Below are 15,720 nucleotides of genomic sequence, written 5' to 3'. Positions count from 1 at the left end.
TCCTCGCATTGACATTTCTTTTAAAATAGCCTTGTGGAAAAGACTTGGGATAAACTTCATGTTATTAGTGTTATTTAAATTTCCTATTCAAAAGCCCTCCCCTTTAAGGAGGGTTGGGAGGGGTTTACCCCCACGGTTTCAGCACTACCTTCACGCAATCATCTTCCTTATTTTTAAAGATGTTATAGGCATGGGTTGCTTCGCTCAGTGGTAGTTTGTGTGAAATAATATCATCCAACACTACACGCTCCTGCTTTACGAGGTCAATTAGATGATCAATATAGTTAAGCACCGGTGCCTGTCCTTGTTTAATGGTAATACCTTTATCAAACATGCGGTGTACAGGGAAATTATCGAAAGGCGTACCATAAACACCTACTACAGTTACAGTACCACTGCGGCGTACGGCTTCAAAGCACATCTCAAGCACTTTCATCGTACCTTTTTCGAAGTTGAGCGTAGCCTTCACTTTATCCAGGAATGAGCGTTCTGCCTCGAAACCTACGGCATCCACACAAACATCGGCACCGCGACCGCCTGTCATTTCGCGGATAGCGGCTACCACATCTACCTCGTTTGGGTTCAAAGTCTCTACCTTATTGGCTTCTTTGGCTTTCTTTAAACGGTAATTTACCGGGTCAATGGCTATTACACGACTGGCACCGTTTATCCAGGCTGCTTTTTGAGCCATCAGCCCAACAGGGCCCGAACCAAAAATGGCTACCACTTCTCCACCCTTCAGTTGCGCCCAGTCAATGGCCGACCATCCGGTAGGGAAAATATCGGTCAGGAAGAGCACTTGTTCATCCGTCATGTTATCGGGTACTATACGCGGACTAACATCGGCATAAGGCACGCGCACGTACTCGGCTTGTCCGCCGGAGTAACCTCCGTACAAATCGGTATAGCCATACAAAGCCCCACCCTTATTATCTAACAAATCACTTTCGGGACCATAATGTTCATGGTTGGAGTTTTCACAATGCGGCGAAGCACCATGGGTGCAAAAAAAGCAATGTCCGCAGGCTATGGGGAACGGCACTACTACCCGGTCGCCCCTTTTCAGGTTACGAACCGATGGGCCTACCTCCTCTACAATGCCCATAAACTCATGCCCCATGATCATGTCTTTGGTTTGTGGTATGCCGCCGTCGAGAATATGCAGATCGGAGCCGCAAATAGCCGTCGAAGTCACTTTGAGGATCACATCATTTGCTTCCTCAATCTTTGGATCGTCAACGGTATCTACGCTGATATCTCCCGGTTTGTGAAAAACTGCTGCTTTCATAAGTTATAATCAGATTAAGCTAAATATTAATTGTTTAGACATATTTTTAACGCAGATAACAAGCGCTGGTTTTTATAATTAAATATTTTCTTAAAAACTTATCAATCCTAAGACTCTTAAAGCGAAACCGCAGGAGTCTTTCGATTGAAAAAGTAGATTTCTTAAAAGGACTACAGCCCGGCACCGGTGAAGTAGTGAAATTTGAAGGTAAGAAGGTAGCTGCCTACCGCGACGATGCCGGCACCCTGCATACACTAAGCCCTACATGTACCCATGCAGGATGTATTGTAAGTTGGAACGGTGAAGAAAAAAGCTGGGACTGCCCCTGCCACGGTGCCCGTTATGATATTAACGGCGAAGTGATCACAGGTCCGGCCACCAAGGGACTGGCGAAGATAGACGTTTAGTAAACTTCAAGACTACATCATTGAAAACCGGCCCGGGGAGTTAAAACTGTTTTCGGGCCGGTTATTTTTATGTGCGCTAATGATTGGTTTCGATAAAAATGCTGTTTGAAAACCTTGATGTCATTATCTGTAGAAAAACCTACTTTTCTGACGAAATATTGCGGTTATATGTAAAATAATCTACTCCTAAAACTCAGGGTAAACTCGTTTCCAATCTGTAAAAGTGTGGCGTAACACTCCACAAACTGCGGAAAAATATTCTGCATCGTTCCACGTTTTTTGAAGTACTGACAGATTAGCCTCCTATTAATTGTAGATTAATTAACTAAAAATCAATTATTTATACTTTACAGTTAGCGCCGCATAGTATGGCAGCTAATTTGCAGTTTATAAGAATCAGGTTAATAGCCTGTTACCCTCTAATTAAGCTATTTATTAAACAACAAAGAAACGGCCCTGCTGTGCGGGTGCTTTATGCTATGAATATTCGCCCATCCGAACATATTACAAACACCGATTTAAATTCAGGATTAAAATTAGTTATTGCCGATGGCCTTTCGGCCGAAGCCATGGTGGTATTTACCAGCGGCACTTTCTTAACCGCTATGGCTATCCATATGGGTGCCAGCAACTTCCAGTTGGGTATGCTGGCTGCGTTGCCCACCTTTACCACCATCTTTCAACTGGCCTCTATCTGGCTGGTGCAAAAATTCAATAACCGTAAGTTAATTACCTCGGTTTTCAACCTACTGGCGCGCCTGCCCTTGATCGCTATTGGCATTATGCCTTTACTGTTCAGCGGCACTACTACCATACAGGTATTATTGATCCTCTTGTTCTTTCAGCATATTTTTGGCGATATAGCCGGTGCCAGCTGGAACTCCTGGATGAAAGATTTGATCCCTGGTGAGCGCCTCGGCAGCTTTTTTTCGCACCGCAGCCGCATGGCTCAAACCCTCAATGTAACATTAAGCCTGGCTACCGCCCTGTGTTTGGATTATGTTAAAACCCACTACCCCTCTCAGGAAATTACCGCTTACACCACCTTATTTTTGGCTGGCGGCGTGTTAGGTATGATGAGCGTTTTCCTGTTACTGAAAACGCCCGAGCCCAAACCTACTCCTATGGACGACAAGGTGTTCAAACTTTTCAGCAAATCGCTTAAAAACAAAAACTTTAGAAATCTACTGGCTTTTAACTCCTTATGGGCTTTTGCGCTGAACCTGGCTACACCGTTCTTTGCCGTTTTCATGATGAAGACCATCGGCCTGCCTTTATCTTACGTTATCGGCCTGGGTATTATTAGCCAGTTGAGCAGCATTGCCTCGTTAAAATTGTGGGGTAAGTATTCTGACAGGTTTAGCAACAAAACTATTATCAGCATTTGTGCGCCGCTGTATATCACCTGCATACTGGCGTTTGCCTTCACGGCTATGCCTGCATCGGGTGTTACCACGCTGGTTATGTTGTTTATTATTCATGTGGTTAGTGGTTTATCAACCGCTGGTATTAACTTGGCTTTGAGCAATATAGGCATCAAACTGGCACCTAAAAAGGAAGCCATTGTTTACCTGTCGGCCAAAAACATGTTTGTGGCTTTATTTTCCACCATTGCCCCCATGATGGGTGGCTTAATGGCCGACTTTTTTGCGGGCAATACCCTGGCCTGGAACATCCAGCTAACCGGAAGTAAACATATGACTATCAACCTACTTAATTTACAAGGCTGGAACTACTTCTTCATTATTGGCGGCATACTGGCCATGCTATCTTTAAGACTTTTAGCCAAAGTAAAAGAGCAGGGCGAAACGCATCGCGCCAGGGTAGTGATCCATATGCGGGCCACTTTCCGCAATAAATTGCGCCGAAACATAGGTCGCGAGGCTACCAACAATTTGTACTCACCAACGCTGGCCGTAAGGCGACAAGTAATTAAACTGTTCAAGGCAAATCATACCGCAACAGCCTATAAAAAGTCGGCATAGATTTGGTTAAAATATGCCTAAGAACTTCTTACGTTTCTTTTTGAATCTGCCTTTCGCCTTACCCAATGGTTTATGGGTATTAACTCCAGTATCTTTTAATGCTACCGGCTTAGGTGTGGCAATTATCTTATTTACGTGGTAGGGCTTAATGTAAATATAAGGTGATTTGTAAGGCTTATTCAACGTGGTTAAACTGCTTGAAGCAACCATGGGTGCATCCTCTTTATTAAAAAAGGAATAGGCGAACAAAGCCATGAACAAACCTGCTACTGAAGCCAATCCTATAAATAATCCTTTAGGCACATACACCATGCGGCGGTTGCGCTCAAAAGTACCTTTAGTTGAATTAAACGTGCTGCCGGTTTCTATAGCTAATGATTGTAAAGCCGAGAGCTGCTTTTGTTGCTCGGCATCGGCCTGCTGGTATTGTAGAATCTGCGCTTGAAGACGCTCATTATCAACTTCCAATGAATTGGCGGTTGAGAAGGCTTGATTATGCCTATCATTATTAGCAATACTGCCGTTCACTATAGCTTCCTGTAGCACCATGCCGTTAGTATAACGGTTCTCGGGTATTTTTTCAAGACATTTATTAATGATATGTAACAACCAGCCTGGTACATTCAATTCCTGATGCTGCTTTTCCTCTAACCATGTTGCAGGTAAATTCTCTTTACGTTTAGCTAAGGCATCGGGCACTTCGGTTTCTATGTGTGCCAGCATTACATTATTACGGCCGGTTTCTCCGTTACCATTCAGCGGAAAAGGTACCTGCCCTGTAAGCAGTTCGTATAAGATGATGCCAAAACTGTAAACATCAGTTTGTGGCAGCATTTGTCCCTCGTGCTGTTCAGGTGCCATAAACTCTATGGCACCTGCATGACGTATACTACTGCGGCGTTGCTCATCTGTTAAAATGGCCAGCCCAAAATCAAGCAATACATAATTGCCAGTATGAATATTATATTTAACGTTGTTGCTTTTAATATCGCCATGCTTAACGCCTACTTTGTGACAATGCGCCAGTGCTCCGGCTAACTGATCGGCCAGTTTAATGAGCTCTTTTATGGTGAATATCTTTTCATGAGGTGGCTGGAGCAGTTCGCATAAGTCGGGACCCTCAATGTATTCCATCTCGATATAAGGGAAGGATCCACTCTCGGTAACGCCCGAACTTAAAATTTTAACTACGTTAGGATTAGGCTGCTCGTTAACCTTTTGAAGCTTGGCTACCTCATTTTGAAAGTTCCGGTAGTTTTTATCCTCTTCACTTTCATCATAAATGGGAGTTGGCAACATTTTAATAGCCGTATAAACGGTACCCGTACGCCTACCTTTATACACCGAACCTTGCCCACCTGTGCGCAATGCACCCAAGTTTTCCAGTCCTTCCGCTATGGTAAATACTTTACTCATGAACTTAAAGGCTGGTAACTGAACTGCAATACGGCAGATTCGCCAATAATGATCTGGTCGCCTTCATTTAACGGGTGGCCAATTTCTGTGGAGTGCAGCTTAGCCATATCTTCAGTTGCCTCCACTTTGATCTTGATCTTATTACGTGGAGGTACGCCGCCTTCATCAGCAAAGATCATAAAGTGTGCACTGTCATTATTCCATTCCAAATGGGCATGTGAACGGCTTACATATTTATTGGCCGCATTGGCACTATCTGATGGGAAAGCGATATGGTTAGTACGAAAAAAGCCATCATCGGCCTGCGCCTTTTTATCCCGGCCAATATTGATCTTACCACTTTCCGATGTAATTTCATATTGTTCCTTATCAGCCTCACCATTCAGAATAATGATATACGCCGTGGCCTTTTGCTTTATAAAATGCTTATTGGTTTTAATGAAGAAAGCTGCATTTACATTACCTGCCTTAATAGCCTCGGCCGGCACATCTTGCGAAAACAGCACATCCAGGTTCCAGCTATCTGGCAAGGCCAAAGCATAATCATCGGCTATCTTTTGTATTTCCTCTTTAAACACATTTGGTTCATCGGTATATACAGCAGCCTCATACATGGTTTGATCTTTGGCATCGCAGGTCAGAAAAAGGCTCAGTCCTTTAATGTTGCTGCCCTCTCCGCCTTCGGCTTTTTGCAGTTCTTGTTTAATAAATTGCAGTAATGCATAACGTACACCCTTTACATCAGTTGGGCGTTCGTCGGCATTACTTTTGAAAAAATTGAACATGGCTATTATAATATCGTTAGTAGCTGTTTTTAGTGTTTACTCCACATTAACCGCTTCGTTATTTACTTGTTTGTTATCAATGCTCTTAATGTAGCCTTTATTTAACAGGAAAGGTATAATGTGCTTACCCGCCAGCTTCACTGCATCGGACGAACCTTTAGTAGCTTCTATACGAACGCATACCACCATGTTACCGCCGCCTTTAGCTTTTGGCGCAAAAAACACATACCACCCATCGTTGATCTGCTGCTTTTTCCAGATTCGCTCGGGCGTACCCGTTTTACCTGCTACGGCTATACCCAAAGTATAAGCTTTAGGAGCGCTTTGCTCTATCATATACTGACGGAGCAGTGCAGCGTATTGAGGGCTGTTAGCCAGTTTGATGCCGTCTTTAACGGGTTGTTTGGTTTTGCTTACTTTAAGCACATAGCGGTTGTTAAGCAAAGTGCCATTATTGGCTACCCCCGAAACTAAACGTGCCACGGAGGCAGGTGTGGCAATTAACTCGCCCTGACCCCAAGCCATACCCGATATGCCTTTAGCACGCGTTTTATGTACATTGTTAGGGTTGTAACGTGGCTTGGTATTAAACTCGGTTTTGCGCCAAAGCTCGCGCCATTTTTCTTCCTGCGCTGCATTCTCGTTGCGGCGGCCATAATAGTAACCACCCACACCATGCAAGAACATCCCAGTTTTAAGATATAAAGTGGCCATATCTTCCTGCAAATGCTCTTGGTTGGCCAGTTTAATAAAGTATACGTTGTTAGATTTTACGATGGCGCGCTCCATGCTAATCACGCCGGTTTCGTCGGGTTCCAAACCTTTGGTACGTATCCGCTCAGCCATGCTTACGGTGTAACGCTTACCTTCTGCAGCCATGCCCAACTTGTTGAAGGCCGCCAAAGAAGTAAGCACTTTAGCCGTTGACCCGGGTTGCGTGGCATAAGTAAAACCAAGATCAGAAGTCGTCATCCACGAAGCCAGCTGATTTTGTTCGGCATTGCTCATGGTCAGTTGTTCCCAGTTATGTACCGGGGGTAAAGGGTATACGGCCGACGTCAGTACATCTCCCGTATTAGCTTCCATAATTACTACCGAAACGCGGTTATCTGCCAACGACGTGTCTGTAGCGATGGAACGCTGTATGCTGGTTTGCAGGCCCGCATCTACCGTCAACTGCACATCGCGGTTCCGGTTGCGGAAAGTCTCAACTTCAGGGCTGTTAATACCTGCCAACAGTAACGGCGCCAAAGCGCTATAGTCTTTCTTAACCACCGTCATTTCCTTAACACCACGGGCTAAAAAGCGGTCTTCGCGGTAGCGGTTGGCCGTGGTGTTATAACTGGTAGCAGGCAGCTCAAACCCACGCAGCTCGGCGGCATGTTCATATTCGGCAAAATAACCATTACTGCTGCCGCTGAACACACCGGTATTGGCATCACCTGTCCAAAAGAACGTTTGCTCATCGAACGGATAATAACGGTCTAAACGCTTGTGCATGGCCGAATCAAGATTATAATCAGCAATGCCCGCTTTAATGAGCTTTGCTTTTTGCTTGCGAACGGTTTCGGGCTTGCTGGTTGCCAGCAATGTGCCGTTGCGGTCATACAGATCACCGGCCTGTAAGCGGTTCATTAATATGGCAATGCGCGGATTATAACTAAACATGCGGGCACCGCTTTTATCGGCCACCAAGGATGGTTGTACTACCCACTTTTTATTGTTGAATAAGTAGCGAGACACGTTCACCGTTAACAGCAATATACCTAAACAGGCCGCCATTAAAGCGGGTACCAGGTTTCTGTCTTGCTGTTTGGAAATGTAGGCCATTTGAACCGGCGTACCTTTAACCAATGATGCCGACAATAAGAATCCGGATGCCAGTAAGTTAGCCACCAGCGACGAACCGCCATAACTTTGAAACGGCAGCGACACCCCCGATAATGGTAATGCCCCAGTAGAACCACCGGCAATTAATAAGAATTGTACAAAGGTAGATATACCTATCCCTGCACATAAATAGAATAGGAAAGGCGTACCCGTTCTCCTGCCTATTAAAATGGAACGATGCAGGTAGAGCAAGAATAGCATGAAGATACACACGATTCCTGTCCAGCCAAACTCCTCGCCCATCGACGGCAGAATCATATCGGTATGTGCCTCGGGAATGGTTTTGGCAAAGCCCTCGCCAATGCCCTGACCCGATACCCCTCCGCTCGACATGGCCCAAAGGCCGTTAGCTACCTGGTCGCCGCCATAAACTTCGTTATTCCAGGCATCCTGCCAAATGGCTTTGCGGTCAATTAAACGCTGCACCGGTCCGGGAAAGGCTTTATCTAAATACGGGATTTGGTCGATGGTTAAAAATGCCGCCATAATGACCAGCACCATAATGGCCGATTCACTTAATTGCCTGCGCTGGAAAAACATAAGTAAGGCTACAATGCCTGCAGTGATGAGTGCAGATAGCCAAACATTTTTAAATATCCACGAAGCAATTACATAAATGACCACGGCCAGAGCCATAAAACCAAAATCGCCGCGCGAAAAAGAAAAGAGCGTAATGAAGGTAAAGCATACCACCATAGCAGGTCCTAAATCGCCCAAAAGCAGGAACAACATCAGCGTTAACAGGATGGCAATTAAAGCGAAAGAGAAGAATGACCAGCGCTTGGTCCAACTGGCATACTCGCTGATCAATTTTTCGTTAGCAGCGAAAAAGCCGGCCAGGAATAAGATGATAAGGTATTTTACGATCTCGCTGGGCTGAAAGCCGAACAGGTTCACTTTAACGCCGCTACCCTCCGGGCCTGTACCAAAAGTGATGGTTAGCGCCAGTAAAACCACTGCTAAAACTACCCATGGCCAGCCATTAGCCGCGCTGCGTACGTTTTTAAATACCAGCATGCGGTATAACCAAAAATCAGTGGTGAATTTGCGAGTATTAAATAGCAGCATGGCAAACGTACCAGCTAAACCAATACATAAGTAAACCAGGGTATCTTTAGCTAAAAACCTATCGCGCAAAGGATCCTGTAAACTTAACAAGGTGAGAAAAGACAAGCCCACCAGCATCATAATTACTGGCAGTATCAGTTGATCGGCAGCGCTGAATTTCCAGGATAGTAAGATATGAATAAGCAGAAAACCACCCAGAAAACTCCCGGCAATGATCCAGTACCACTGATTAAATTGCTGCGGCGTACGTATGATAAGCGACTTTTCCTTCTTGAGGATATTAAAATCGCGTGTGGACAATAGCCTGATAGTATGGGGCGATTGATGGAAGGTGAAACTGGCATCACCATCCAACTCTTGTACGCCCTGCGATGTGCCGAATTGATAACCCGGCTGTAAGGGCAAAACTTTAAAGGCCTTGCCGTCGGGTAAATTCTGAAATTTATAGGCACCATCGGCATCAGTGCGTGCATAGGCTGTTAATGATTGTAAACGGCGTTTGCCTGCACTATCGGGCAAAAAAGTCTGCGTAAAACCGTTGCCTGTTTTTGTAATGGTTTTCAGGTCTTCGGTAGGCTCATCGTTAATAATGCTGTCTTGCGGTAAGATCATTTCTAACCTAAGCAATACGCCTGCAACAGGTTGTTGTTCCCTGTTCAGAATTTTCCCGTCAATGCTATGTGAGCCGATGGCCAAATCAGTAACCGACTGCAAGGCAGGTGGATTCCGCTTTTCCTGAATAAAACGTAGTGAATCCGCTCCAGTGTAACCCAGTAATGAGCGGGAGGCAGCCACCCTGCTTTTGAACGATTTGCCGCCTTTAACAAAAGCCTCATCAGCATCAATATAATACTTACGCTTGTTGAGCTCGCCTATATTATCAACCTTTTGCCCCACACCTATCTGGTTGGCAACCGTAGTTTCAATAAGGTCAACGTCGCGCTTATCGTCAAAATAGTAGCCTTTTTCTAATAGTCGCCTTAACTGGTTTGCCGGGTCTTTACTATTAAGGTTTACAATAGTGCCGTCTTGCAGCCGTTTTTCTACATCGGCAAAACGCAATTGTATCACCGTGTATAAACGGTAAAACAACAGGGCAAAAATGATAGTAACCAACAATAAAAACAGCCGTTCTTTACCACGGCCGGCAGGTACAGGTTTATTTGGTTCCATTAGGTTTAGCAGTAGATGTGGCTAAGGTATCGGCACGGTAATGCATTACCGGCAAATCAACAGTAATGAGCTTATTAATAATGAATGGATAGGCCTTTTGTATGCCGTTGGTGCAGTTTACAAACTGTACATTCTTGAGACTTACAAAAGTATTGGCTGATTGCACAGCCGTAGTAAAACCTTCAAATTTTAATCCTTCTAAGCCTGTGCTTTTACAGTTAGCAGCTATAACCAGAGCGGGACCTTTATAAGAAGAATCGCACTTGATGGTAATGTTACCTATAATGTATAGCGTGTCTTTATTGATCTTTAAGCTATCAGTAATTATAATCGGTTGTTTGAATGCCGTATCGGCCAATACCAACTCCTTTCCGGTAGCCTTATCTATGGCGTTCTGCAATCTTATTTCATCAGCATTTTTTTCAGGTGCTGTTGCTACAGGCACAACTGGTTGAGCCGCTTGGCTTGGCTCCTGTGCTTTTAAGTAAAACCAAACCGTTGAGGCCAAAAAAGCCAGGCAAAGTATACTTAGTAACACTAAAACACCATTGCCCTTTTTTGCAGGTGCATTTACCGGCTGGGTTGTCTCATGTTTATTCACCTCAACAGGCTTAGCCATTGAAGTACTATCAACTAAGGTATCTTTTTTTTTGATTGCAGTTGCAGGCATGGTAGCCTCGGCGCGTTGCGCTACTTTACTATTTTGCACCAGAACTACGGTTATGTTATCGTGCCCGCCGTTGTTGTTGGCTGCGGCTATAAGCTTTTGAGCTTTATCTTCGAGAGAACCATTTTGGGTAAGTATATCCGTCATGGTATTTTTGTCTACCATGTCGGTTAAACCATCGCTGCAAAGCAGCAGCACATCACCGGGTAAAAAAGGCGATTTGCCGGTTTCTATATACTCATCGTCAGTTTCAATTAAGGTATCGAAACCTAATGCTTTATTTATTTCGTTTCGTTTAGGATGGCTCATGGCGGCCGATTCGCTTAACCGGCCCGAATCTTCTAAAAAGCCAACAAAGGAATGATCTTTGGAAATCTTGACCAGTGAACCATCGCGTAGCAGGTATAAGCGGGTATCACCCACGTGTGCATAATAAAATTGGTTATTTTCTACGTCAGCAACTGCAAGGGTAGTTACGCAAGCCATGCTATCCAATTCCTTTTCCTGCTGCCTGCGCTGGTAAATTTTTTTGCTGGCCTGCCGTATGGCATTGATCATTCCCACAATGATATCATCCTGCAGGTTGCCCAGTTCTTTGATCACTTCTTCGCGGGCTATGGCTGCAGCCACTTCACCACCATTGTAACCGCCTACACCATCAATAACACCTGCCAAAATTAACCGGTGTCCTGCCGTTGACTGGGCTACAAAAGTATCTTCGTTATTACCCCGAACCCTGCCGGTATCGGTTAGTCCATAATAGTTTTCAGCCATTGTGTTTTCCGGAGTTTTTAATGTCAAAAAAATGTGTGGCTAATAAACATACCACAATTACCAATAGTCCTGCTGACAATAATTGCGACATATGTTACGCTTTAAATAAGTTCAGTCCAATTATTCCGTTCAACAACATGCGCGAATTGACCGGCAGTTCTACCCAGTGAGGCGAATTGATATCGCTTTGCGCAACAGGCATTTCGTTCAAAGTCGTCATTTCGCCAAAAGATGCGAGGTAAAACTTACCATCGGCCTTGTTGTACCTGATGTACAAGTGCGGCACGTTCACCCAGTCTGACGGAATCTTGAATATATGGTCATCTTCACGGGTTTCTTCACTGCCCGATACCACAATTTCTTCGGCATTCATGAGGTATTCTACCTTTTTACCCGCAAACTTAGGGTCGGGAATTATAGTTTCCAAACGGGCAATGGCGGCTTTCTCAGGCTTTTGAACCCCTTTTTCGTCGTACTCCAGCTCATCTATATAGGGTATTTCAAAATAACCATCACTGTAATAGGTAAAGCCTTTTAATACGTCTTGGTTTACATCAAACGTTTGGGCTATACCTGTTTGGCGGGGTATAAAGGTTACCCTTAGGTTTTCTTCCTTTTTTTGATTTCCGCCGGCACTATCAGGAAGCAGCTTTCCAATAAAGCCTTTATCGCCACGAGCGTAATCTGGGTGCGATACCACACGAAAAACCCATTTAGAACCGGACGGCTCTACCGTTTTACCGGCATCACGGTATTCCTTAAGTATCTCATAAAACTTTTTAACACATTCCTGAATAATGAGGCCTATGATGCCCTGCTTATTCTCGTTGAATTCTTTATAATCCTCTGCATTAAAGCTGATGATAAATTCGTGATAAAAAACTATACGGCCTGCGAAGGACAGGTCGCCTATAGAATCACGAAATTTTTCAATAATATATTTATAAATGGCATCGGGCGTAAGCGAGGGTGCCAGGTTTGTTTTTACTGTTTCTTCATTGGTTAAAAACCAATCCTGAATACCTATACGTTGCCAAAAATTAGGTTTAGATTCCATTAAAGTTATTCGTTTTAACGTGTATACAGCAGCGTGATTATCAATTACAAAGGCGCATTGATGACCACACCGGTATCTGCCTGCGCATTATCAATACTGTCCTGACGCTCTCTGGCTCTTCTTGCAGCCGCTGCTGCTTCGGCCTTGCGCACACTGTCGATAGTTTTTTCCATGCTATCCGATGCCTTTTGCTTGTTTTCGGGCGTTATGGTTGGATATTGCTCGCCGGTATCTACCCGCATAGGCTCGCTACTATTTGTTGTTGACGTAGTATCTTGCGGCGTAACGGCCGCCGGTTGTGCATTCCTTTTGAAAAATGCTGAATACACCGAGAAACCCATAAATACAACCAGCAATACTACAAAAAGAATGAACAGCGGCTTAGAAATAACCACACTTGATTCATCTTCAACAGGCTCGGTTTCAACCGGCCCGGCTTGCTCTAATTGCAACAACTTTGCTTTAAGCTGATCATTTTCCTTTTGTAAGGCACTGGTGCTCAATATCTGCTGTTGTTGCGGATAGCTCTCTGCAGCCGATAAACTACCATTAACTACAGCTTCCTGCAATTCAACACCGCTGGCGTAGCGATTTTGAGGATCTTTTTCTAAACTTTTGGCAATAATTTGCAGCAACCAGTAAGGTACCTGCATTTCCTGCATCTGCTTATCGGCCGACCAGGTAGTAGGCAAATTTTCGCGTCTCTTAGATAAAGGATCTGGCACCGCCGATTCCATATGTGCAAGCATTACAGCATTGCGGGCAGTTTCGCCTCCACTATTTAACGGAAAAGGCACTTCGCCTGCCAGTAATTCGTACAAGATTACTCCATAACTATATACATCAGTTTGAGGAAGCATATGGCCTTCATGCTGCTCGGGCGCCATAAACTCGATTGCCCCCGCATGGCGTATACTGCTGCGGCGCTGCTCTTCGGTCATGATGGCCAAACCAAAATCGAGTAATACATAATTACCCGTATGGATATTGTATTTTACGTTATTGCTCTTAATGTCGCCATGCTTCACTCCTACTTTATGGCAATGAGCCACGGCACCGGCCAACTGATCGGCCACCCTGATCAATTCTTTTAGTGTGAATATTTTTTCATGTGGTGGTTGCAGTAATTCACACAAATCTGGTCCTTCAATATATTCCATCTCAATGAAAGGAAATGAACCACTATCGGTCAATCCCCAATTCATGATCTTTACCACATTGGGATTGGGCTGCTCGTTAACTTTTTGCAGCTTGGTAACCTCATTTTGAAAGTTGCGATAATTTTTATCGTCCTGGCTCTCGGTATGTATAGGCGTGGGCATTAGCTTAATGGCCGTATAAACGGTACCTGTACGCCTGCCTTTATATACAGAACCTTGTCCGCCGGTGCGCAGTGCGCCCAGGTTCTCCAAACCTTCGGTTATTGTAAATACTTTACTCATTTAATTTTACAGCAAATAACACATCCTAATTACAGGTTGCCATGGTAACGGGCAAGAATGTAAATTACATTTAATATACATTTTTGTTGTGGCAATACTTGCAATTAGTACAAATAAACAAAAAGAGCTGACTATTTAAATAATCACCTCTTTTTGTTACAAGTTGAAGTAGCGTATTAAACAGCACTTAAGCTTTCTTTCTTAGTTCTCAGTAACAACATGATCAACACAGAAAGGGCAATTAACGTAAAATAACTAAAGCCAAGGTTATACTCGTCTTTAGCTGGAAACGCCGAAACGATGCCATAACTTAAAAATGAAACGATGACGTAATTGATACCGCCGGTAAGTCCACTGGCTATGCCTGCATTTTTAGGGAAGCGGCTTAAACAGTAAGTAAAGAAATTATTAAAAGTAAACCCTGCGGCTACATGAATTAAAAATGCAAAACCTATCAAAGAATATAAGTTGGCAATATAGCGGATGCTTACTAACATCACGATCACAAATAAAATCTGGAAACCCAAATTAACCACCATACGGCTAAAGAAAGGTTTGTCAATTGTCGCTTTGCCAATGAAACCGCCCGTCATCCATGCTAAACCTAATACGAGTGAACTATAACCGGCAATAACAGGCGAAAGGTGCAGGTTATGCTCTATAATAAACGGCCCAGTCATATTATAGATCATGACCATGCAATAGGCTAAACCCAGCATTACGATGCCCAGTGTAAAACTAACCGTTTTGATCATACTGATATACACTTCAGTAATTACTTTAATAGTGAACTCAGAAAAATGCTTTAGCGACTCACCGCTATAAATCAATTCCAAAGCAGCCATCACCAAAGCAAAGGCACCTAAAAAATAGAAGTTCGATTTCCATCCAAAGGCTACCTGGAAATAGCCACCAATGAATGGAGCCACAATAGGCCCGGTTGACCAGATAATGGAAAACAAACTCAGATAATGTTTTAGCTTTTCACCTTCATATACATCTATAAAATACGCACGTTTAGCTACCACCACGGCACCAACGGTAATACCATGAACCACACGCATGGCGTAGATTAGGTAAATATTTTGTGTGGTTGCTATAATTATACTGGCTAACGCGAATACCAATAAACTCACCAGGCTTATTTTATAACGCCCAAAACTATCTAATATACTTCCTATAAAAAGCTGTGCCACGCCGTAACTTATTAAAAATAGCGTTAATGTAAGCTGAACCTGAATATTGGTTGCATGAATAGACAACGCCATGGAAGGCAGCGATGGAATATAAATGTCTGTAGCGAAGCCGGATAGGGGTATTAGAGCAAAAGCTAAGATAGTGGCAATCCCCTTGTGTTCTTCCTTAATAGGTTTGGGAATTGTTAAAGTGTTCAACATGTAATAAGTAGTATGTATGAATAACGGCAGAGTTAAATCTATGACGTTTGCTGCAAAAGTAAATTATTTTAAGAGCTGAAATCACCACACTTTTCTTTATGATGATGATATGGCATTACCGAAACAAGCAAGGTGGATATATGCATTTTAATAAGCCAAGCAGATTTAGCTACGGCAACAATTAGAGAAATGAGGCAGTAAGCCACCTTCACTATCATACATGACTATTACGCAAGGCATATTAGTATAAATGCAAAAAGCCCCTTGCATCGAAGATGAAGGGGCTGGATTGTAAGATTAGGCGCCGACCTACTCTCCCACGTGTTACCGCAGTACCATTGGCTCTGGCGGGCTTGACTTCTCTGTTCGGA

The 15,720-nt window shown here is 43.8% G+C and carries 10 protein-coding genes and 1 rRNA gene; 2 read left to right on the top strand and 9 right to left on the bottom strand.

Annotated elements, in window-relative coordinates; genetic code table 11:
* Positions 1 to 124: 124 nt before the first annotated feature.
* On the bottom strand, positions 125 to 1,288 hold the full coding sequence (locus IEV61_RS19420; protein WP_188418729.1) for a zinc-dependent alcohol dehydrogenase: 1,164 nt from the start codon (positions 1,286 to 1,288) through the stop codon (positions 125 to 127).
* A gap of 65 nt (positions 1,289 to 1,353) precedes the next feature.
* Between IEV61_RS19420 and IEV61_RS20635 the strand changes: the two genes are divergently transcribed.
* Together IEV61_RS20635 and IEV61_RS19410 are read left to right on the top strand one after the other, a co-directional pair.
* Positions 1,354 to 1,695, top strand: a complete 342-nt coding sequence (locus tag IEV61_RS20635) for a Rieske (2Fe-2S) protein (protein ID WP_188418790.1) — start codon at positions 1,354 to 1,356, stop codon at positions 1,693 to 1,695.
* 479 nt (positions 1,696 to 2,174) lie between these two features.
* Positions 2,175 to 3,680 carry an MFS transporter gene (locus IEV61_RS19410; RefSeq protein ID WP_188418728.1) on the top strand — a complete coding sequence of 502 codons (1,506 nt, stop codon included), beginning with the start codon at positions 2,175 to 2,177 and terminating at the stop codon, positions 3,678 to 3,680.
* 6 nt (positions 3,681 to 3,686) lie between these two features.
* Here the strand turns inward: IEV61_RS19410 and IEV61_RS19405 are convergent, their stop codons facing one another.
* From IEV61_RS19405 to rrf, 8 genes are all read right to left on the bottom strand, one after another.
* Entirely contained in the window at positions 3,687 to 5,096 is a 1,410-nt protein-coding gene (locus IEV61_RS19405; RefSeq protein ID WP_188418727.1) for a serine/threonine protein kinase, read from the bottom strand.
* A complete protein-coding gene (locus IEV61_RS19400; RefSeq protein WP_188418726.1) occupies positions 5,093 to 5,881 on the bottom strand; it encodes an FHA domain-containing protein in 789 nt (262 codons plus the stop codon). Before IEV61_RS19400 ends, IEV61_RS19405 begins: the two co-directional genes overlap by 4 nt.
* Positions 5,882 to 5,917: 36 nt before the next feature.
* Positions 5,918 to 10,012 (bottom strand): FtsW/RodA/SpoVE family cell cycle protein, encoded by a 4,095-nt coding sequence (locus tag IEV61_RS19395; RefSeq protein WP_188418725.1) that lies wholly within the window; start codon positions 10,010 to 10,012, stop codon positions 5,918 to 5,920.
* Positions 9,999 to 11,453 (bottom strand): PP2C family protein-serine/threonine phosphatase, encoded by a 1,455-nt coding sequence (locus IEV61_RS19390; RefSeq protein ID WP_188418724.1) that lies wholly within the window; start codon positions 11,451 to 11,453, stop codon positions 9,999 to 10,001. Before IEV61_RS19390 ends, IEV61_RS19395 begins: the two co-directional genes overlap by 14 nt.
* A gap of 94 nt (positions 11,454 to 11,547) precedes the next feature.
* Entirely contained in the window at positions 11,548 to 12,510 is a 963-nt protein-coding gene (locus tag IEV61_RS19385) for a hypothetical protein (protein ID WP_188418723.1), read from the bottom strand.
* 44 nt (positions 12,511 to 12,554) lie between these two features.
* Positions 12,555 to 13,952, bottom strand: a complete 1,398-nt coding sequence (locus tag IEV61_RS19380) for a serine/threonine protein kinase (protein WP_188418722.1) — start codon at positions 13,950 to 13,952, stop codon at positions 12,555 to 12,557.
* 176 nt (positions 13,953 to 14,128) lie between these two features.
* On the bottom strand, positions 14,129 to 15,349 hold the full coding sequence (locus IEV61_RS19375; RefSeq protein WP_188418721.1) for an MFS transporter: 1,221 nt from the start codon (positions 15,347 to 15,349) through the stop codon (positions 14,129 to 14,131).
* A 296-nt stretch (positions 15,350 to 15,645) separates the two neighbouring features.
* A 5S ribosomal RNA gene (gene rrf / locus IEV61_RS20835) occupies positions 15,646 to 15,720 on the bottom strand; the annotation flags it as partial.

The sequence above is a fragment of the Mucilaginibacter galii genome, assembly GCF_014635825.1.
Lineage (GTDB): Bacteria > Bacteroidota > Bacteroidia > Sphingobacteriales > Sphingobacteriaceae > Mucilaginibacter > Mucilaginibacter galii.
The sequence above is the reverse complement of the archived record's forward strand: the minus strand, read 5'-3'. Positions and strand labels throughout refer to the sequence as shown.